The 19,595-nt window shown below is 44.3% G+C and carries 18 protein-coding genes and 1 pseudogene; 10 read left to right on the forward strand and 9 right to left on the reverse strand.

Annotated features, from left to right (window positions below):
* Position 1 precedes the first annotated feature (1 nt).
* The 3 genes from BTA30_RS00395 (at position 2) to BTA30_RS00405 (ending at position 3,984) form a co-directional block, all read left to right on the forward strand.
* Positions 2–1,057: an iron-containing alcohol dehydrogenase family protein gene (locus tag BTA30_RS00395; RefSeq protein WP_076757921.1), complete on the forward strand. Its 1,056-nt coding sequence runs from the start codon at positions 2–4 to the stop codon at positions 1,055–1,057.
* Positions 1,058–1,188: 131 nt separating this feature from the next.
* On the forward strand, positions 1,189–2,895 hold the full coding sequence (locus BTA30_RS00400; RefSeq protein WP_076757923.1) for a methyl-accepting chemotaxis protein: 1,707 nt from the start codon (positions 1,189–1,191) through the stop codon (positions 2,893–2,895).
* A gap of 27 nt (positions 2,896–2,922) precedes the next feature.
* Positions 2,923–3,984 (forward strand): sugar ABC transporter substrate-binding protein, encoded by a 1,062-nt coding sequence (locus BTA30_RS00405; RefSeq protein WP_411813149.1) that lies wholly within the window; start codon positions 2,923–2,925, stop codon positions 3,982–3,984.
* A 79-nt stretch (positions 3,985–4,063) separates the two neighbouring features.
* On the opposite strand, the gene BTA30_RS23135 is transcribed toward BTA30_RS00405, so the two are convergent.
* From BTA30_RS23135 to BTA30_RS00415, 3 genes are all read right to left on the reverse strand, one after another.
* Positions 4,064–4,240: a hypothetical protein gene (locus tag BTA30_RS23135; RefSeq protein ID WP_158027589.1), complete on the reverse strand. Its 177-nt coding sequence runs from the start codon at positions 4,238–4,240 to the stop codon at positions 4,064–4,066.
* Positions 4,241–4,489: 249 nt separating this feature from the next.
* Positions 4,490–5,254: a SurA N-terminal domain-containing protein gene (locus BTA30_RS00410; RefSeq protein WP_076757928.1), complete on the reverse strand. Its 765-nt coding sequence runs from the start codon at positions 5,252–5,254 to the stop codon at positions 4,490–4,492.
* Between the two features lie 146 nt (positions 5,255–5,400).
* On the reverse strand, positions 5,401–6,165 hold the full coding sequence (locus tag BTA30_RS00415) for a sulfotransferase family 2 domain-containing protein (RefSeq protein WP_076757931.1): 765 nt from the start codon (positions 6,163–6,165) through the stop codon (positions 5,401–5,403).
* 579 nt (positions 6,166–6,744) lie between these two features.
* Between BTA30_RS00415 and BTA30_RS00420 the strand changes: the two genes are divergently transcribed.
* Entirely contained in the window at positions 6,745–7,626 is an 882-nt protein-coding gene (locus tag BTA30_RS00420; RefSeq protein WP_076757933.1) for a Vgb family protein, read from the forward strand.
* Positions 7,627–7,670: 44 nt separating this feature from the next.
* Here the strand turns inward: BTA30_RS00420 and BTA30_RS00425 are convergent, their stop codons facing one another.
* The 3 genes from BTA30_RS00425 to mmuM form a co-directional block, all read right to left on the reverse strand.
* A complete protein-coding gene (locus BTA30_RS00425) occupies positions 7,671–8,054 on the reverse strand; it encodes a DUF2512 family protein (protein ID WP_076757935.1) in 384 nt (127 codons plus the stop codon).
* A 64-nt stretch (positions 8,055–8,118) separates the two neighbouring features.
* Entirely contained in the window at positions 8,119–9,534 is a 1,416-nt protein-coding gene (mmuP, locus tag BTA30_RS00430) for an S-methylmethionine permease (RefSeq protein WP_076757938.1), read from the reverse strand.
* Complete coding sequence (gene mmuM / locus BTA30_RS00435) at positions 9,534–10,481, reverse strand: homocysteine S-methyltransferase (RefSeq protein ID WP_076757941.1); 948 nt, start codon at positions 10,479–10,481, stop codon at positions 9,534–9,536. Before mmuM ends, mmuP begins: the two co-directional genes overlap by 1 nt.
* A 242-nt stretch (positions 10,482–10,723) precedes the next feature.
* On the opposite strand from mmuM, the gene chbG reads away from it, so the two are divergent.
* The 4 genes and pseudogenes from chbG (at position 10,724) to BTA30_RS00455 (ending at position 14,015) form a co-directional block, all read left to right on the forward strand.
* The gene (gene chbG, locus BTA30_RS00440; RefSeq protein WP_076757944.1) at positions 10,724–11,464 is read left to right on the forward strand and encodes a chitin disaccharide deacetylase; all 741 of its coding nucleotides are present in this window, start codon (positions 10,724–10,726) and stop codon (positions 11,462–11,464) included.
* Between the two features lie 13 nt (positions 11,465–11,477).
* Positions 11,478–12,852 (forward strand): annotated as a pseudogene (locus BTA30_RS00445) (PTS transporter subunit EIIC).
* Between the two features lie 35 nt (positions 12,853–12,887).
* A complete protein-coding gene (locus tag BTA30_RS00450) occupies positions 12,888–13,094 on the forward strand; it encodes a hypothetical protein (RefSeq protein WP_076757946.1) in 207 nt (68 codons plus the stop codon).
* Between the two features lie 147 nt (positions 13,095–13,241).
* On the forward strand, positions 13,242–14,015 hold the full coding sequence (locus BTA30_RS00455; RefSeq protein WP_076757947.1) for a MerR family transcriptional regulator: 774 nt from the start codon (positions 13,242–13,244) through the stop codon (positions 14,013–14,015).
* A gap of 49 nt (positions 14,016–14,064) precedes the next feature.
* On the opposite strand, the gene BTA30_RS00460 is transcribed toward BTA30_RS00455, so the two are convergent.
* Together BTA30_RS00460 and BTA30_RS00465 are read right to left on the reverse strand one after the other, a co-directional pair.
* Positions 14,065–14,787 (reverse strand): DUF421 domain-containing protein, encoded by a 723-nt coding sequence (locus BTA30_RS00460; RefSeq protein ID WP_076757948.1) that lies wholly within the window; start codon positions 14,785–14,787, stop codon positions 14,065–14,067.
* Positions 14,775–15,485, reverse strand: coding sequence for a gamma carbonic anhydrase family protein (locus BTA30_RS00465; RefSeq protein ID WP_076757949.1), 711 nt, complete (start codon positions 15,483–15,485; stop codon positions 14,775–14,777). The genes BTA30_RS00460 and BTA30_RS00465 overlap by 13 nt, the downstream gene beginning before the upstream one ends.
* 304 nt (positions 15,486–15,789) lie before the next feature.
* Here BTA30_RS00465 and BTA30_RS00470 point away from each other — a divergent pair, with 304 nt between their 5' ends.
* Complete coding sequence (locus tag BTA30_RS00470) at positions 15,790–17,931, forward strand: thioester domain-containing protein (RefSeq protein ID WP_076757950.1); 2,142 nt, start codon at positions 15,790–15,792, stop codon at positions 17,929–17,931.
* 21 nt (positions 17,932–17,952) lie between these two features.
* Here the strand turns inward: BTA30_RS00470 and BTA30_RS00475 are convergent, their stop codons facing one another.
* Positions 17,953–18,351, reverse strand: a complete 399-nt coding sequence (locus BTA30_RS00475) for a ribosomal maturation YjgA family protein (RefSeq protein ID WP_076757951.1) — start codon at positions 18,349–18,351, stop codon at positions 17,953–17,955.
* Between the two features lie 247 nt (positions 18,352–18,598).
* Here BTA30_RS00475 and BTA30_RS00480 point away from each other — a divergent pair, with 247 nt between their 5' ends.
* Complete coding sequence (locus BTA30_RS00480; RefSeq protein WP_076757952.1) at positions 18,599–19,324, forward strand: vWA domain-containing protein; 726 nt, start codon at positions 18,599–18,601, stop codon at positions 19,322–19,324.
* Positions 19,325–19,595: the final 271 nt, after the last annotated feature.

Here is a 19,595-nt window from a genome sequence, read left to right on the forward strand (position 1 = left end):
CATGCAGCCTGAAGATATCGTCAGAAGCGGCCCGAACCAATACATATGCAAAGAAGGGATCGCGAAAGAGCTGCCGTCATTTTTAGAAGAGTTTGACCGTCCTGTCATTATAACCGGTGTTCAATCGTTTGCGGCTTTTACAAATCACGCGAAGCTTCCCGCTGATTGGAAAGTCGTTCAGCATAAAGGCTACAGTTCGCTCGCAGGGATACGACATGCGGCCGAGCGCGCCGGCTCAGCCGATATTATCATCGGGATCGGCGGAGGCACTGTTTTAGATACGGCGAAGGCCGTCGCTGACCTGTTAAACATTGAAGTCATGACAATTCCGACGATTCCGGGGACATGTGCAGCGAGCACACCGCTAAGTGTGATCTATGATGATGAAGGGAACTTTTCAGGGGTGCAATACCATAAGCGCTCAAGCTTTTTGACGCTGGTTGATCCGCTATTGCTTCTTTCTTCACCGATCGGTTATGTGAAAAGCGGAATCGGCGATACACTGGCGAAATGGTATGAAGCGGAAGCCATCATCAGAAATACGGCTGATTCGCTTTCCATTATGGTTCAGGCGGGACTCAGGCAATCCGTCTATATTCGCGATATCCTGTTGGAAGAAAGTCTGAAGGCTGTGGAAAGCATTGAAAAAGGCCAATCATCTTCATCTTTAACAAATGTTTTGGAAGCGGTCATTGCACTTGCGGGAACGGTGGGCGGCTATGCGGGAAGGTACGGCAGAATGGCCGGTGCCCACGCGATTCACAACGGCTTAACATTTATCGAAGAAACCCATCAAGTGCTGCACGGCCAGAAGGTTGCATACGGAATATTGGTACAGCTTGCTTTGGAAGGGCGGACAGATGAAATTCAGGAGCTGCTTCCATTTTACCAAGCGCTCGGCTTTCCGGTGACATTGAGTGACTTGGGAATTGTCGAACATGTAGAGCGGGCCAAACAGACCATCGCGGCCCATGCCTGCAGACCGGATGAATCTTTATGTTTGATGGGATCTTTTCGTGAAGCTGATGTGATTGCGGCGATAGCATCGCTTGAATAAAACAAGAACACGCCCTTGAAGATGGCTTCAAGGGCGTTATTCGTATTTCCCCTTTCTCTTATTTCGTGAAAAAGTTCAATCAATTGCCGATATAAATAAAAATACTTTGGCTGAAGAGAAGGGGGAGCAATGTGAAGAACCCGAGATGGAGCAATATCACAATCGGCGGCAAATACGGTATCATCTTTTTTGTAATGCTAGCCGCATTTTTAGCATCTGTTTTGATTACGTACGGTCTGTTAAAGGATACGAGCCAGACGGTTCAAGATACGAAATCGAAAAATGATACAGCGGTTCAATCAGCTAAGCTGATGTCGCTTTACCAAAATAAATATTTACATATTCCCGAATATATCATTGATGCTCAAGATGAAAAATTGTCGGACTACATGAAATACAGCCAAGCGTTTGCAGATACGGCAAAAAAGCTGAAAAAAGAGCTGCATTCAGCTGAACAGCTTGAGATGTTTCATCAAATTATTGAAAACAATCATTCCTTAGATGAATATTTTTTCAGCGACATTGTGCCGAATGTACAGCAGATCAACACCAAGAAGTTTTTAGAGCTTCAGAAAAAAGCGAGTCAATTAAAAGAGGAGACTTTGGCGCTCGGTGATAAATTGAAAGAAAATGCTGTCAGATCAAATGTTGAATCAATAGGGGATGCACAGTCCAATATTTCGAAGACCATTTTCATTCTGGCGGTGTCTATTCTTGTTTCAGCGGTCGTGTCAGCAGGACTTCTCATCATCGTCAGCCGGCAGATCAAGAAAAATCTCAATCGTGTGGTCGCTGCAAGCGATGAGATTGCACAAGGTCATTTAAATTTTGAAGCCCTTGACTATAAAGGAAAAGATGAAATCGGCCAGCTATCCCAATCGATCAATGATATGGGAAAAAGCCTGCGTGAGATGATCGTTGAAGTGTCCAGTATCGCAAATGAGGTCGACAAGCAATGTCTCACTTTTACAAACGTCTCTGCTGAAGTAAAAGAGGGCAGCGAACAGGTCGCGGTTACCGTTGAAGAACTGGCAAACGGGGCAAGCAATCAGGCCAATGAGGCGGCGAACATTTCCGAACAGACGCAAGAACTGGCCGGACAAATACAGAATGCCAATGAAAATGGCGAAACTTTGGCGAAGTTTTCTAAAGAAGTGCTGCATGTTTCTGTCGACGGTGATCAGCAAATGACGCAATCATTGCAGCAAATGCATGTTATCAATCATGTGATGGAGGCGTCTGTTGAAAAGGTCAGTGTACTTGAAGAACAAACGCAATCCATTCATCAGCTTGTCGAAGTGATTACGAGCATGGCTGAACAGACGAATTTACTCGCATTAAATGCGTCTATTGAAGCGGCGAGAGCCGGTGATGCCGGACGGGGGTTTGCGGTTGTGGCCGGTGAAGTCAAAAGGCTCGCGGAAGAAGTGAAAAACTCTGTCGGAAGCATCACCGAAATCGTCAGCACGATTCAGACGGAGACATCTTCTATGGCAGAAGATTTAAAAATCGGTTTTTCTGAAGTGAATAAAGGAAAAAACCAGATTGAAACATCAGGACAGTATTTTTCAGAGATCAAACATAAAGTGACTGATATGGCTGAGCGAGTATCGGACATTTCCGCTGCATTATCCAATTTTAGACGTTCAAGCGAAGAGATCAACGGTTCAGTCGAACACATTGCAGCGATATCTGAAGAAAGTGCAGCAGGGTCTGAAGAAATTTCTGCATCTGTTCATGAGCAGAGCGGTTCCATTGAAAAAATGGATGAAAGCGCCCAGCTGCTGGGAGAGATGGTTGAGCGGATGAACGGGATGATCAAACGGTTTAAACTCTGATGTTTCAATGAATGGGAGGTTTTCATTTTGCCAACATATTTGAAAAGAGGATTGTTTTCGCTCGCGTTGCTCGGCCTGCTGTTCGCCGCGGCAGGGTGCTCGCTCAATACGGCGGAAAAAAGTGCTCAGAAAGAAGAAAAAATAAAGCTGATTGCCGACTCTGATAAATTATATGTCGGCTTTGCGATCGACACGCTGAAAGAAGAGCGCTGGTACAAAGATAAAGAGGCGTTTGAGAAAGAGGCTGAAAACCTCGGCGCATCAGTGAAGACGCTGGCGGCAAACGGAAATAAAGATGTTCAGGTCCAGCAAGCCGAGCTTTTGATCAGTGAAGGTGTTGATGTACTCGTTGTCGTCCCGACGGATGCCGATGCCGCCGCGGAGATTGTGGAAATGGCCCATAAAGCTGATGTCAAAGTGATTTCTTATGACAGGCTGATTCGCAATGCGGATGTTGATTATTATGTTTCATTTGACAATGAAAAAGTCGGTGAATTGCAGGCTGAAGAAATTGTCAAACGAGCGAAGAAAGGCAATTTTGTCTATGTTGGCGGATCTTCTCTTGACAACAATGCCGTGTTATTTCGCAACGGCGCCATGAAGGTGCTTGAACCGCTGAAGAAGCAGGGGAAAATCGATATCGTGTTTGACGAATATACGAAAGACTGGCTTCCTGAAGAAGCGAAAAAGAATGTGAAAAAAGCGCTGAAGCAGAACAAAGATATCGATGCGGTCATCGCTGCCAATGACGGTACCGCGGGCGGAGCAATAGAGGCTCTTAAGGAAGCGGGCTTGGCCGGAAAAATTCCGGTATCCGGACAGGACGCCGAACTCGAAGGGGTTCAGCGGATCGTGAACGGCACGCAGACGATGACCGTTTATAAACCGATTGACACGATCGCCAAAAAGGCTGCTGAAACGGCCGTTCAAGCAGCCAAAGGGGAAGATATTAAAACGGACACAACCGTTGATAACGGTAAAACTAAAGTGCCTTCGATTCTGCTTGAGCCATATGCGGTCACGAAAAGCAATATTAATGAGACCGTGGTCAAAGACGGACATTTGTCAAAAGAGGATATTTATAAATAATTGAAGCAGCCATCCTATGAAAAGGATGACAAAATCCTAAAACTTTAAACCGTTTTAGGATTTTGTCAACAATCTCACCTTATTTATTTTTTAATTTGAATCCAATAAAATAGACAAGGCTGAATGCTAAAGTAAAAGCAAGAGATCCCAGAACGGTACCCGCTGTTACGATTCCGGTGTTGATATATCGAATAAATATACCTGCAACAAAGATCATAACAGCGATTAAAATCCATAGTAAAGTCTTAGATTTCATAGATGCTAGACCTCCTGATGAGGATATTAACCACATACCCTATTTCCAGCAATTATGCCACATCCAAGTGCACATTGTAAGTCCGGTCATTTGAACTTTTTAATCACTTCCCAGATACATACGTAGTAGAATGATTTCCAATGCTGCATAAAGCAGCAACCGCAAGCTAAAAGGCCGGATTCTATGAATCCGGCCTTTTATGTCAACGAACTGAGCAATAATCTGTTTAAACCGTCCGCTTTTGCAATGTTAAATTTCCACCTTAACATCGGCGTTTTTCTTCAATTTCTCAACTTGCTGTCCGAGCTTTTCCTGCCTTTTCTGCTGTTCAAGCAGTTCTTTAATTTGCGGTTTGACATCATCAAATTTTGGCGTATCTTTCTGTTTGTTTTCCTTTTGCTGTGCTGCATATTGGTCATAATAGTCTTTGATTTCTTTGTCTGTGACTTTATCTTTTGGCAGTTCTTTGTCGATATATTTTTCTGTTTTAATGCTGTCTGCAATGTCAGATTTGAGCGTCGTCAAGTTTAAGTTGGCTTTTTTTAGAGCTTCATTGAATGCTTTCTCATCTTTATATTGTTTTTTGCTGTTGTCCAGTTGTTTATTAATCTCTTTTTCAGAGGCTTTATAGCCTTTTTTGTCTGCTTCCTGAGTAATCAGAACTTGTCCGACTAAGCTGTCGATTGTTTGTTTTTTGATCTGCTTTGCGGCATCATCAGAAGTCGGATCCTGTCCGGTTTGCTGATACTGCATTTGAGCAGTGGATAATAAACTGTTGAAGTCTTTGCCGGTGATTTTCTCATCGTTTACGACAGCTACGGTTTTCGTATCATCCACTTTTTGCTTATCAAGCTTCTTCTGCATGGCCTTCATTTGTTTTTCTTGGTCCTGCTGCCCGCTTTGAGCCGTTTTGCCTTGGTCATCTGCATTCGACCGAGCGTCATCATTTGAAGCGCAGGCTGCTAGCACAACAGCCATCAATCCGACCATGAGAGAGGACATTATTTTTTTCATGATATATCTCCTTTCTTCTCATCAGAAGTGAATCTTAAAAAATGGATCTAGTGCGCATTCTAAACGAACTTTTCTTAAAAATAAACCATTTTCCATCAACTTTCCAATTTGTAATCGAATTGAAAGGAGATCGTAATGTTTTTTCGTTATTTTAAATGATTCGGGTCAAAGCCGTACATGTCAAAGTCCTTCGCAAAAATGTCCTGCACCAATTCTTTTGTTTCCTTGTTGTAAAAGCTCTCATAAGTCGGAAAAACCCAATCAAATGATGACATGGTCAGCACGGCGTCTGCGAACTTTCCTTTTTTCAGCATGAGGGCTGATAAATGGTGCGGTGATTTTGACAGCTGTGACAGAGGCGATTTTAACAATCTGTATTTATTTTCGATTTCTCTAATTTGGGCGTTAAATTGTTCCAGATAGATATAGTTGTTTACAAATTCCTCTTCTCCCTCTAAATACTGGGGCCCGAGATGGCGGTCGATCGAATCAATCTCAGAACCTAGATCTCTCAGCTGATATAAAAACTCTGTAAAAGACAGTCCGGTGTCGATGTCGCGGTCAAACAGACAAATAAAATTTGGAGAGCAAATCGTTTCCAGAAATGAACTTACCGCCCTCCGGAAGGGGTTGCGTACAAGCTTGTAAGCATCCTTTTTACTCTCCAGCAAATGCTCTGAAAGGTCTTTCGTGTAATCAGGCTGTTGTGTATAGATCGTATTTCTGTAATGATGAACCTCTCCTTCGGATTGCTGCCCGACGTCTTCAAGCAGTCCATTTTGAAAAAAGAACCAGCGATTCAAGGTTGTGCAGCCGCTTTTCGGGATCCAAAACAGAATGAGAGGAAAGTCTTTTTTATAAAGCGGGGTATAGGGAAATATCAAATGCTCCAGTCTCTCATCTTCAAACATATTGAACACATCCACTCCAATTTAGTTTATTGCCTGCGCTGTAAATAGGACAATGAACAGCGTCCGCCTTTATAAACAAAATATGCCGCGGTTATTGAATTGATAGGGCGAAAATGTGAGTCCCCTAAAATAATAAGATGGAATCAATAGAGCCCTTCCTCTATAAAGGCTTCATCATCCATTTTAATTCCTTATTTATAAAAATAAGGAATGTGATAAAACCATCTTATTAAATGAAAGCGAGGCTGTATAGGTCATATTGATCTATACATGTTTGGGGAGGAGAAGCTATTTTGGCTTCAGCATCTGAGTCGAGCTTTGCAATGTAGGGGAATGCTAGGGCGATTCAAACAGCTGTTTATCATCAATCTCCTATTTAACTAAATGATGACGTGATATAATATGGAAAAAGTTGAAGGTGTTTTTTTGTGAACAGTCCATTCGTATCAAAAAAGCCTGAATCTCTTATGAGCAGACTGTTGTCATGACTATGGAAAGTCTGAGGGAAAGGAAGTTGACGCTTTATTTTAAGAATCAGCAGGCTTGATCCATCATTCTAAAACATACAGGGGGACATACATGAAAATCAACATAAATGAATATCCGGTTCCTGATCTTTCCTCAGGTCCTTATGGAATCACTTCATGTGCGGACGGACATATTTGGTTTACGGAGCAGAAGGGAAATCGGATCGGCAGGATAACGGCTTCTGGAGACATCACCGAATATAATGTTCCGACTGCGAATGCGGGTGTGTCTATTATCACCCCTGGAATCAACGGCAATCTGTGGTTTACAGAATATAAAGCGGGCAAAATCGGTGCCATCACGGCAGAAGGCGCCATAACTGAATACCCTCTTCCGTCCGGAGCTGCGCCGTTTGGGATCACTAAAGGTTCAGACGGTGCCATGTGGTATACGGATATGGCAGGCCATAGCATTGGCAGAATGACATCATCAGGGAAGTTAACGGAATATGAGCTGCCAAGTCCGGGATCATTCCCATCATTTATTGCGGAAGGGTCTGACGGAGCGCTTTGGTTTACACAAAACCAAAGCAACTCGATCGGCCGAATCACTGTGAACGGAGAAATCAGTGAATACCCGATTCCCACCCCACAATCCGGTCCTGTCGGAATTGCATCCGGTCCTGACGGCGCATTATGGTTTACAGAAATAAACGGAAATCAAATTGGGAGAATCACTGTATCCGGAACGATCAGCCAATTTCAGATTCCATCCGAACATGCCCGGCCTCATGCCATTGCTGCGGGCGGAGACGGAGCGCTTTGGTTTACGGAATGGGGGACGGGACAAATCGGCCGAATCACAATTGATGGAAAAATCACAGAATATCCGATTCCGACAAAGCAATCTGAACCGCATGGCATTGCAGCTGGTCCTGACAAATCGATCTGGTTTGCAGAAGAATGCGGCAAAATCGGCCGAATCACGATTTAAAAGCACGCCCAGCCATGCTGGACGTGCTTTTTTTCTGCAGGCCATTATTCCGTTCTTGTCTCCAATCGGCGGTGATTGGAAAAGCCGAGGTTTTTATGGATCAGATAAAAATGGAAAATGTATTCTCCCGCTGCCATTGCGGCTGCTGCAAAAAATGCAGCGAGTGCAGCCGTGTCTGCTGTCGTTCCCATAGCGAGAGACATCAGCCAAATGGTGAGAAAAGCGACGCCTAAATCCGCAAGTGTTGCGGTGATGTTATTTGTTTTAGGCAAAATAAACAAATCACCGAGCAAATAGGAAACGGCTCCCAATACTAGCGTAATAAAAAGCGTATGTTCAAAATGAAAGCCAGATCCGAGGCCGAGTACAAGATATAGGATCACAATGGTCATGGCCCCTTTGATTGCAAGGGCTTTGACGTGTTCCATCACATTCACTCCTTTATACGAGGTGTTAGTTCACTTTTTCCTCATATTCAGAGATCCAAACGTTTTATCCCGCATCCTTTACCTTTTCCGACACCTGCAAATGACTTTTTCCGTTTTTAACATAATAAATCAAGTAGCATAAGGCCATAAACGGCACACCGCAATAAAGGGCGATTCGCTGATTCGGATCAAATGCGATCCCGATGCAGGAAGCCAGGCATAACAGGAAAGCGGCAATCGGGACCGCAGGGTAAAGCGGTGTTCGGTATTTCAAATCGGCTGTGCTGTTTCCTTCAGCCAAAAAACGCCTGCGAAACATAAACTGTGAGGCCGCGATGCTCATCCAGACGACAACCACGGCAAAGCCTGAAATCGACACAAGGACAATATAAACCGAATCTGGTGCAAACACGCTTGAAAGCAGTGACAAAATACCTCCGATCATGCTGAAGATCAACGCGTTAAAAGGTATTCCCCTGGGTGTCAGCTTTTGAAAAACGGGATGCAGCGTGTTTTCTTTGGACAGTGACCACAGCATCCGGGAGCAGGCATATAAACCCGAATTGGCCGCGGAAAGCAAGGCCGTCAGAATGACAAAGTTCATGATATCGGCGGCATAGGGCACACCGATGCGGTCAAAAACGACAACGAACGGGCTTTTGATGACCCCGGCTTCTTTTATCGGAATCAGGCATGAGAGCACAACGATTGTACCGATGAAGAACAATACGAGTCTCCAAATTGTTGTTTTGATGGCTTTCGGAATGTTTTTTTCCGGGTCGGCGCTTTCTCCGGCCGCAATCCCGATCAGTTCTGTTCCCGAAAAGGCAAAGTTAACGGAAAGCATCGCCATAAAGATGGGAAGAAAACCGTTTGGAAATAGTCCGCCTTCTCCCGCAAAGTTTGATAACAGCGGGGCAGCATCGGCATTTTTCATCGGAATCATACCAAATATTGCGGCTCCTCCTAAAATAATAAACAATATAATAGCCAGCACTTTAATGCTTGAAAACCAAAACTCCGATTCTGCGAAAAACTTCACTGAGAAAGCATTTAACAAGAAAATCAAGGCAGCGAAGACGGTGCTCCACATCCAGACCGAAGTATCTGGGAACCAGCGCTGCATCAATAAGCCGGCAGCGGTGAATTCCGAGCCTAATGCGACAGCCCAGGTCAACCAGTAAAGCCAGGCAACCGTGAATCCCGTTCCGGGTCCGATGAATTTGGCGGCGTACATGTGAAACGATCCTGTAACAGGCATGGCCACCGATAATTCTCCAAGACAAAGCATAACAAGATAAACGATAAGGGCGCCGACCAAGTAAGCCAGAATCGTTCCGGCCGGCCCGGCTTGAGAAATCGTGTAGCCCGAGCTTAAGAAAAGCCCTGTTCCGATGACACCTCCCAATGAAAGCATGACAAGGTGTCTGCTTTGCATTTTTCTTTGAAAGTTCTGACGATTACTGTTTGATTGTTCCATCATACCTCCAACTTTCTTGACCATTCAGCTACGGCTCTAATGTCTTCGGGCTTCGTTCTGCAGCAGCCGCCGATCAGCTGAGCGCCTGAGTCGTACCAGCGGCGGGCGCTTTCTCCGAAAGACTCGCTGCATGCATTCCCATGCCATGTCTTCGTCTCTGGATCGTACGCTTCCCCGGAATTCGGATAGACGATAATCGGTTTAGCTGTCTGTTTTTTTATTTCACCGATGAGTGAAGGAATGTGCTCGATCGGTGTACAGTTGATTCCCACGGCGGCGACTTGTTCATGCTGATCAAGCCATTTAGCGCAATCGGCAGCCCGCGTACCGTCGCTGATATGGCGCCCGTCCTTTGCGCTGAAACTGATCCACGCATGCGTGTCTGGGAATTCTTTTAATAAATGAACGATTGCTTTTGCTTCTGAAAGGCACGGTATTGTCTCACACGCTAAAATATCGGCACCGGCATTGATTAAAGCGCTCATGCGGTGCCTGTGAAAATCGGCCAATTTATCTTCTGTGACCTTATAATTTCCCTGATATTCGGAACCATCGGCAAGAAAGGCGCCGTAAGGACCTACTGAAGCGGCCACAATGGGTTTAGGCCGTCCTTCCCGGTTTTCTGGAACCGCCCAAAATTCGTCGCGCGCTTTTACAGCGAGACGAACCGATTCCTGTATGAGATGGAGCGCTTCTGCTTCATTGAGGCCTCGTTTTGTGAAGCCTTCTACCGTTGACTGGTAGCTGGCTGTAATCGCACAGTCTGCTCCCGCATGGAAATAATCCAAATGAACCTGCTTGATCAGATCGGGATTTTCCATGAGGATTTTGGCAGACCACAGGCTGTCATTCAAATCACAGCCATAGCGCTCAAGCTCAGTGGCCATTGCGCCGTCAAGGATGATTAAAGGAAATTTATTCAAAATGGACTGAATTGTGTTTGTCATCTTATTAAATGAGGCTCCGCCGTTCGAGACCCCAGCCCCCTTTCAGAGTTTTTAAAAATATATGAAAAATAGTTTAAAAGACGAGATAGCTTTTGTCAATCTACCGAAAATCGATTTTATAAACGATGATTGAGTATTTTTCCTTTTTAGGACTCAGAAATGATAAAACCGTCCGCAGGCGCATATTTTGATAAGAGCGGCAGGTAAATGAAGAGATGAATCAAAAGAAGGAGAATCAGCCGATGAAAAAATTAATAATCAATGCTGATGATTTTGGCTACTCAAGAGGTGTGAATTACGGAATTATTGATGCCCATAAGCTGGGGATTTTAACATCAGCCACATTCATGACGAATATGCCGGGCGCCGGTCATGCGGCCCGTCTTGCTCGTGAGTCTCCTGAATTGGGGGTCGGCGTCCACTTGGTCCTCACATGCGGAAGGCCGCTTTTGCCGGGTCATCGGACAATTGTTGATGCGAGAGGAAACTTTCGCGATCTCGCTTTTTATAAAGGGGCATTTACGATAGATGCTGATGAAGTCTATAACGAATGGAGAGCACAGATTGAAAAGTTTCTTGCTTTTGGCTTGGAGCCCGATCATTTGGACAGCCATCATCATATCAATGCTTATCCGGAGATTTCCGACGTATTTTTGACGCTTGCAAATGAGTATCGCCTGCCGGTCAGACATAATATGGAGACCAAAATGATGACAGAAAAAAATGTGAAAACGACGGACTTTTTTTCTCCTGTCCTTGAAGGCGCTTTAAAGGATGAAGAAGCCATCTCCTCGCTCTTTAAAGAGCATGATACGGTTGAGGTCATGACACATCCCGCTTATCTCGACAAAGAGCTGTTGGCTCACTCTTCATATACTTATCCGAGAGTCGATGAACTTGAATTTTTAACCGATCCGGACGTCGTCATCCGTGTGAACACGCTCAGGGATATCCAGCTTGTATCATTTAGGAATCTGACATAAGGAGAATACCGGAATGAAACACTTTCTTCAGTTATTAGGAAAGTCATTGCTGATTCCGATTACCGTCCTCCCGATCGCAGGTTTATTGCTCCGTCTTTCTGCGGAAGACATGCTTAATATTCCGCTTTTTCAGGCGTCAGGCGTCATTTTGAACAATATGGATGTGTTGATTTCCATTGGCATTGCCATGGGCCTGGCGAATGCCAAAAATAAAGGAATACCCGCTCTTACGGGATACTTGGCGATCGCCGTATTAAAAGAAGGGCTGGGTATCATGAATCCGGAACTTGACATGAGTGTGTTCGGAGGGGTGATTGCAGGTTTAATGGCAGCTTTCATCTTTAACAAATTTCAGCATACGCAGCTTCCAAGCATGTTCTCATTTTTTGGCGGAGAGAAGTTTCCGATTACCATGATCGTTTTGATCATGATTCCCGTGGCGGGGCTGTTTTCCGTCGTTTGGCCTTATGCCCAGGCGGCGATCGATGCTTTTAGCCAGACGCTTGTGGGGCTCGGCGCTTTCGGGGTGTTTGTTTTCGGATTTCTCAACCGATTTTTGCTTCCATTCGGGCTTCACCATGTGATGAATACGTATGTTTATTTTGGACTCGGGCGTTATAAGACGGCTTCAGGAGAGGCGTTAACAGGAGAAATTACGCGGTTTTTAAATGGAGATCCGACAGCCGGATATTTTCTCGGCGGTTTTTTTATCACGATGATGTTCGGCATTCCGGCTATCGCATTGGCCATTTCACAGGCCGCAAGAAAAAGAAAAAAAGAAACGAAAGCATTGATGTCTTCCGGAGCTGCGACATCATTTATCACCGGTATCACAGAGCCGGTTGAATTTACGTTTTTATTTACTTCACCTTTATTGTACTTTCTTCATTCGATCTATACGGGGCTTGCCGGAGCAGTGCTCTGTTTGCTGGGAATTCGGCATGGCTTCTCATGGGGAGCGGGCGCCATCGATTATATGCTGAATCTTAATTTATCAGATGGCGGATTATTGATCATACCGGTCGGCCTTGCCTTTTTTGCCCTCTATTATGTTACATTTTACTTTGTGATTACAAAGCGAAACGTTCCATTGATCGGAAGAGAACAGGGAAATACCTGGAGAAAATCAGCCGCATCAGACTATGGCTGCAGGCATTCTCAAGCATATCGGCGGCCGTGAGAATGTTGTGGTATGTGAAAACTGTATGACCCGTTTGCGAATGAAATTAAAAGATACGTCATTGGCCGATGAAGCAAAACTAAAGCAATTAGGAGCGCACGGTGTGATCAAGATTGACCGGCATCATATCCAGATTGTGATCGGAACGGAAGCGGGCAATGTAAAAAAAGACTTGCAGAACATGATCGAAGAGCCTCCACCGCATTAAAATGGCACAAAACCAATGGATCGGCGGTTGTTTTTTTGCAAGTACTCAAAAATGAAACAAGGCTTTATACAGACAATCAGCTTTTGAATCGAAAAGCGGGTTTTAGGTTTCAATATCGTGAGATGAATATGGAAATGCAGCCTTTTCCTTCTTACTGGTTCAAAAGAGGCTTTATTAAAAAACGAGATTCTCTGGAGGAATGTAAATCATCAGCAGAGGAGCTGCCGTCATTCGCGACATGAAAAAAGTTGCGCGGACAAAAAACATGACTTTAAGGCATTCCGACGGCTCCATTATAGAATATGTGGAATTTTTGAACAGATAAGCTTGCACCTCCAGCAGCGTGAGGCGCTATGATTGATATGAATCGTCAGTAGGAGGTGTCTCATATGAAAAAAGATGAGTATTATTCGATCGGCGTTTTCTCGGAAATGACTGGAATATCCATTCGGACGCTCCATTATTACGATGAAATCGGCCTATTGAAACCTGAAAAACAGCCGGGTTCCGGCCGCCGTCTCTACACAGACAGGGATGCGATGGATTTGCAGAGAATGACATGTTTTAAGTTTCTAGGGTACAGTCTTGAACAAATTCGCGCTTTCATGAATGAATCCCGCTATGATGCCAGTCTGATTGAGGCGCTGCAGAAACAGAAAAGGGTGCTTGAGGAGAAAAAGGAGCATATTGAAACAGGATTGAAAGCGATCAGCCGGGCGATCCATCTGCTGGAGGAGGAAGAGGAAATGGACAGCTCTGTTTTCATGAGCCTGATGAGCAGCATTCAAACAGAGAAGGAGCAGCGCATATGGCTTGAACAGCAGATGTCAAAAAGCTTTGCTGACCAGTTATTCAATAAACCCGAAGAAGAGATGGCTAAATTGGATCAAGCGTTTATTCGTTTATCTAAGGAAGTCAAAAGGCTTAAGGGGAAGCCGGTTGATGATCCTGAGGTGCAGGAGATGGCCGACCGGCATATGAAGGCGAGTTTGGAATTTGTCGGAGAGGGCGTGCTGTCGTCATTAGGACAGATGGAGACGATAGAATCGCAGCAGCTGGCAAACAAGTTTCCATCGCCTTATACAAAAGAAGAAGAAGAGTGGCTGCAGCAAGTGTTCGAATATTATATGATTCACAATGACTACTGTTTTGAAAACGATTGATGAAAGGAAAAATCCGTTCCGGTGTGCGCCTAAAACATGCCGGAACTTTTTAATGCAATACCTCAGGTTCAACCTTCGTCGTATCATTATCCAGCGAAAAATGCAGTTCATGATTGTCATTTACAGAAGCGAAAAAAATCTCGTCGATTCGTTTGATCCCTTTCTTTTTCAACTGGTTTTTAAGCCAGTTTTCAGTCAAATTCAATTGGTAAAGGACAGACGTATACATTTTACCGTCAACGATCACCGGATATGAGAATCCCCCGCGGCTCTTCTGAATCCCCAGATCTTCTACCGTGACTTCTGTTTTATTTGGCTTTTTGTATACCGTTAAATTTCCGTTTGCCTCTACAAACGCCATTTCAACATCACTGACATTGAAAATGTCTTTTTCCCTAAGCATTTGCAGAATATTATCGATTGAATATCTGATTCGCTTTAAATTGCCGACGATGAATGTTCCATTTTTGATGACGATGGTCGGTTCAAATGTAATCAGACGTCCCAGCAGCTTGTTTTTTATCATGATTTTTGAAGTCAGCCTTTGCAACAGGGCGATCGCCCAAATAGCAGCGGCAGTATGCAAATGTTCAATCCTTGGATCGGCAATATCAGCTCCTACAACGGCTCCCAGTGTAAGAATGATTAAAAAATCAAAGACGGGCATTTCCCCGATCGAGCGTTTTCCCATAAACAATGTGACGATTAGTAAAAGCGGCAGAATGGTGATGATTCGTCCATAAACGAGTAAAATTTCTTTCACTGTTTCCATTGTCTTTCTTCCTTTTTATAACTTTTTGCCAATTCAAGATTGGCGGCTGTGATTTTTGCATTCAGATCATGATATGGATAGGCATCGGTTATTTCAGGAAGCTGATTGGCATCCTCCTGGTTTGCAATCACTTGCCCTGCCGGAATATATCGTTTCGGCGGGATGGTAACACCGATGACTTTTGCCCCCGGTTCGATCACTGCATCTTCTTGAACATAAGCATCAAAAACAAGACTTTGCATACCGACAAAAACGTTTCCATCAATCCGGGCAGGGCCGTGAATTTGACATTGCGGGGCAAGTGAAACTTTTTCGCCTATGTAAATGGAATACGCTTCACGGTCTTTAAAAACGGAATGCTCTGTAATGGGATTGTGGTATTCATAGTTTTTTAAACCGTGCATGACCACTCCGTCCTGGATATTGCAATCATGGCCAATGAAGATTTTCAATCCCGTGTCTCCCCTGATCGATGAAAAAGGCCCGATCAAAACGTTTCGCCCGATTGTGACACTGCCGATAACTGATGCAAAATGATGGATATATGAGGATGCATCTATGTTTGGAATATCTGAGTCTTCATTGAATGAGGTGACCGTATTGGGACTGACATTGTCTTTTATCAGCATCTTTTCAAGAAACTTGCCGGCAAGCGACGAAACCGTTAATCCCAGGATAAGTTTGTTGCTCAACTTCATATTATCCGCCTCCTTTATTCAATAGTTTGTCTCTAAAACGGGATATTATTTATGAAATTAGCCCGAGCAGAGGGATGAATCATAAGAAAAAAGCGCTATAAAGGGATTGTGGAAATAATCCGAATTTCTCTCAGAATTTTCTGGTAATTATGGTATGATGAAGCAGCAGGAGGGAGGTGTTTGATATTCTGGCATCTTCTTCAACACTCCATTGCCTGGTCTTCTTTTTTGATTCAGGTTAAGCCCTTCACTTCCTTTTTAGAAACGAATCTAAAACGCTTTTAAAAGAAAGGGAAGTGAGACCATGAATGTAAAGAAGCCATTTCTGCTGTTGACTGTTTTTCTGATGATTTTAAGCTCGCTATTCACTTTAACATCCCCTCGGGCATTGGCCGATACATTTGCCGGCGATCCCACTACGAAAGTAACCGGCTGGGCTTTTGATTCAAGCATTGGCGGCTATTTGCCGACAGAGCAGATTAAAGCGGCGGATGATCCGACAAGGCTGGCATACTGTCTGCAGCCGGGAAAAAGCTCGCCTGATCATACCGATATGCCGTCGAACGGACAGATGAGTGATAAGGTGTATCGCATATTATCATACGGTTATCCGAACGCAGCCCCTTCTGAGCTGGGAGTATCGAGCAAGGCAAAGGCTCACTATGCGACGCAAATGGCTGTTTGGATTGCGGTCGGTGAAGTAAAACAAAGCAGCCTTACATATCGTGATGAGAGTATTGAAGAAGCAGTTCATTCCCTTTTAGAGAAAGCGGAACATACAGATGATACACAGGACATCAAGGTTTCAGTGACGCCTGACCACGCAAAAGCGTCAATTCACGGAAACCATCTGATAACAGAGCCTTATACGGTAAAAAGTACTGCAACGGGTACATATACGGTATCGTTAAAAAATGCACCGAAACAAGCTGTGGTGACGGATACCGACGGAAACAAGAAAAATTTATTTAAAACAAATGAATCATTTAAAATCATGCTGCCGAAAAATACCCCGACGTCAAATATGGAAGTGTTCATCGATGCGGAACTGAATCAATTCGTGACGATGAAGTATCTATCTGACGGCACTTATCAAGATGTTGTCTCATTATCAAGCGTAACGAAACATATTCAGGCAACTGCGGCGGCATCATGGGAGACAAAAGGCGCCATTCAAATTGTAAAAACGGATGAGGATCATACGCCTCTTTCTGGCGTAGCGTTTGATATTAAAAATGAGAGCGGTGAAAAAATAACTTCTGTTGTGACCGATGACAATGGACAAGCTATGGTTCATGATCTGCCATTGGGCCAATATACAGCGGTTGAAACAAAAACAAAGAAGGGATTTGTATTAAACCCTGACCCCAAAACCGTGGTCGTTCATACAGATGAAACCTCTACATTGACGTTTATCAACCAAAAGGTTTCCGGGAGCGTAAAGATCAAGAAGACGGATGAAAACGGCCATGATCTGAAAGGGGCTGAATTTACCCTGTTTAGAGAGAACGGGGAAAAGCTGAAAACCGCCGTCACAAGTGAGAAAGGCGAAGCCTACTTTGACAATGTCGCCTATGGGCATTACACCGTTCAAGAAACAAAGACCCCGCGAGGCTTTGTGCCGGATGCGACTAAACATCCGCTCAATATCACGGAGCACAGGCAGGCTGTAGAGTTTCATATTGAGAACAAACATATCCGGGGTCATGCAGAGCTCATCAAGGTTGATGAAGAATCCCCGGAAAAAACGCTGAAGGGTGCGGTTTTTGAGCTGAAAAACGAAGATGGCGCTCTAATCGGCGAATATGAAACAGACGAGGACGGAAGAATTTCTGTTCAAGACTTAGCGTACGGCTCTTATACATTCACAGAGAAAAAAGCGCCTGCCGGTTATGTGCTAAACCCTGAACCGCTTCGATTTTCGGTTTCAAAACTCGGTGAGACCGTAAAGCTGAAAGCATCCAATCGAAAAATCACCGGATCGCTTGAACTGACCAAAACGGATGTAGCCGATGGAAATACCCGTTTAAAAGGTGCGGAATTTGTCATTCATAATAAAGAAGGCGCAGAAATTGCGAGAGGAAAGACAGATGAAAACGGAGTCGCCCGTTTTGACAGACTTCCTTACGGGAAGTACACATACACGGAAACGATCGCCCCGAAAGGATATATTTTAAATGAAGAGACATTCGCATTTGAAATCAAAAAAGATGGGCAAATCGTAAAGCATGCGGTAGAGAATCATAAGGAAGAGACAAATACCGCAGCTCCTCCTGCCAAAAAGGATAGAGACACTGGGCATGTCGAAAAAACAGGAGGCAACCTGCTGCCGAATACAGGAAATGACGGCCTGTATCGTGCTTTACTCATTGGACCCATCCTTCTTATTATCGGACTTGTCATGTTTGTTTTAAACTGTAAAAAGACTCAAAATCAGAGGGTGTAAATCTTCCCCAAAAAGACAGCTTTACGGCTGTCTTTTTCTTGTGTGCATCATGCGTTCAAACATGGCTCCTGCTCCTGTGCCCAGCAGATAAGCCAATAAATCGCTCCATAAAAATCCGTACCCAAGGATGAGTCCTCCGAGCGGCGCAGCTCTCAAATCGTCAATCCATGGGGCGTGGTAAAGCTGGCTGAATTCAATCAAATAGCAAAATGAGAGTGCGGCAAGTGCAACGGTCTTCGTAGCGGCCCGACTGAACAAAAATCCAAAGCCGAAGAAAATCATCAGCGCCCAAAGAGCATCCCCTGCATATGAATTCACAATGTCCGGCAGCATACCGGACATTTTCCTCGATAATAATCCCGCCGCCATGGCTGCCAACGTCAGTGATGCCTGCCATATGCGGCTGCGTTTCTTTGTCATTTGGAACCTCATTTCTTGCATTCTTTTGTCTAAAGCATCTCTAAATTGATCATTCCCGCCACATTTTACCTGAGAACATGGCTTCAAACAGAGCCTATTTACATTCATTTTAGCATTGATTAACTAACTCTGAAGGAGGTTATCCAATTTAAGGTTTTTAGTTAATGGCAAACTGAAACTTTTGATATGCCGGACTCGTAAAAAACTGGTGTGATACAAGCGTTTTTTATAAAAAGGAGATTTGGAAATGACAATAGACCTGCAAAAGAAAAGTCTGAATATCGTTCTGGAGAAAAAACAATTAACCAGCGTGACGGCCAGAGTCGGCTTAGTGCTGGATATCACAGGTTCAATGAGAGGCCTCTATAAAAAAGGAACCGTGCAGAAGACCGTTGAAAGGCTGCTGGCTGTCGCCGATCGATTTGATGATGACGGTGTGCTTGATGTTTGGGTATATGACCACAAATTTTCGCGGTTGACTCCGGTGACAGAAAGGGATTTTTCTGGGTATGTAAACAGGGAAATCATCGAAAATGATTCAGTGCATAAGTTTGGAAGGAATAATGAGCCGCCGGTTATGAAAGATGTTTTACAAAAATATACGGTTGAAGAGCCGAGCTCATATCCTGCTTTTATCATTTTTATCAATGACGGCGGCTGTAAAAAGTCGATCAAACCTATTATAGAAGCGTCCTCAGATCAACCATTATTCTGGCAGTTTGTCGGGATTGGGAGTGGAAACTTCGATTTTCTTAAAAAACTAGATACGATGGAGGGCCGTTATGTCGACAACGCCAATTTTATCCAAATAGAAGATATTGACAGACTTTCAGATAACGAATTATATGACTCGCTTCTCAATGAATTTCCCAAATGGCTAAACGAAGCAAAACAGAAAGGTATTTTAAAAGAGGAGGCGAAGCCCAAGAAGCCGAAAAAAAGAGGGATTTTCAGCATGCTGTTTAGAAGATAAAAAAGCCGCCTTACCAGGGCGGCATCAGCGTGTCGACAAACCCTCGCATTCGTTGTTAGGTCTGCGCGTCGGTGCTCATGTTCAAGGAAGGAACGGCGGGCTAATCGCTCAGGCGTCCTGCCTGAACGCCGCCGTCATCACGTCCTGTGAAAGCCCGATGCTCGTCATTCCTAGACTGCGAGGGTTTTCAATCACGCTGAAAGGATGACAAAATCCTAAAACTTTAAACCGTTTTAGGATTTTGTCAACAATCTGAAGCCGCCTTACCAGG

The sequence above is a fragment of the Bacillus swezeyi genome (assembly GCF_001969815.1).
Taxonomy (GTDB): domain Bacteria; phylum Bacillota; class Bacilli; order Bacillales; family Bacillaceae; genus Bacillus; species Bacillus swezeyi.

Excerpts from the sequence above, each read along its gene's own strand:
- BTA30_RS00395 (WP_076757921.1), top strand. The coding sequence starts at position 2 with ATGCAGCCTGAAGATATCGTCAGAAGCGGCCCGAACCAATACATATGC.
- BTA30_RS23135 (WP_158027589.1), bottom strand. The coding sequence starts at position 4,240 with ATGAAATCTAAGACTTTACTATGGATTTTAATCGCTGTTATGATCTTT.
- BTA30_RS00410 (WP_076757928.1), bottom strand. The coding sequence starts at position 5,254 with ATGAAAAAAATAATGTCCTCTCTCATGGTCGGATTGATGGCTGTTGTG.
- BTA30_RS00415 (WP_076757931.1), bottom strand. The coding sequence starts at position 6,165 with ATGTTTGAAGATGAGAGACTGGAGCATTTGATATTTCCCTATACCCCG.
- BTA30_RS00420 (WP_076757933.1), top strand. The coding sequence starts at position 6,745 with ATGAAAATCAACATAAATGAATATCCGGTTCCTGATCTTTCCTCAGGT.
- BTA30_RS00425 (WP_076757935.1), bottom strand. The coding sequence starts at position 8,054 with ATGGAACACGTCAAAGCCCTTGCAATCAAAGGGGCCATGACCATTGTG.
- mmuP (WP_076757938.1), bottom strand. The coding sequence starts at position 9,534 with ATGGAACAATCAAACAGTAATCGTCAGAACTTTCAAAGAAAAATGCAA.
- mmuM (WP_076757941.1), bottom strand. The coding sequence starts at position 10,481 with ATGACAAACACAATTCAGTCCATTTTGAATAAATTTCCTTTAATCATC.
- chbG (WP_076757944.1), top strand. The coding sequence starts at position 10,724 with ATGAAAAAATTAATAATCAATGCTGATGATTTTGGCTACTCAAGAGGT.
- BTA30_RS00455 (WP_076757947.1), top strand. The coding sequence starts at position 13,242 with ATGAAAAAAGATGAGTATTATTCGATCGGCGTTTTCTCGGAAATGACT.
- BTA30_RS00460 (WP_076757948.1), bottom strand. The coding sequence starts at position 14,787 with ATGGAAACAGTGAAAGAAATTTTACTCGTTTATGGACGAATCATCACC.
- BTA30_RS00465 (WP_076757949.1), bottom strand. The coding sequence starts at position 15,485 with ATGAAGTTGAGCAACAAACTTATCCTGGGATTAACGGTTTCGTCGCTT.
- BTA30_RS00470 (WP_076757950.1), top strand. The coding sequence starts at position 15,790 with ATGAATGTAAAGAAGCCATTTCTGCTGTTGACTGTTTTTCTGATGATT.
- BTA30_RS00475 (WP_076757951.1), bottom strand. The coding sequence starts at position 18,351 with ATGACAAAGAAACGCAGCCGCATATGGCAGGCATCACTGACGTTGGCA.
- BTA30_RS00480 (WP_076757952.1), top strand. The coding sequence starts at position 18,599 with ATGACAATAGACCTGCAAAAGAAAAGTCTGAATATCGTTCTGGAGAAA.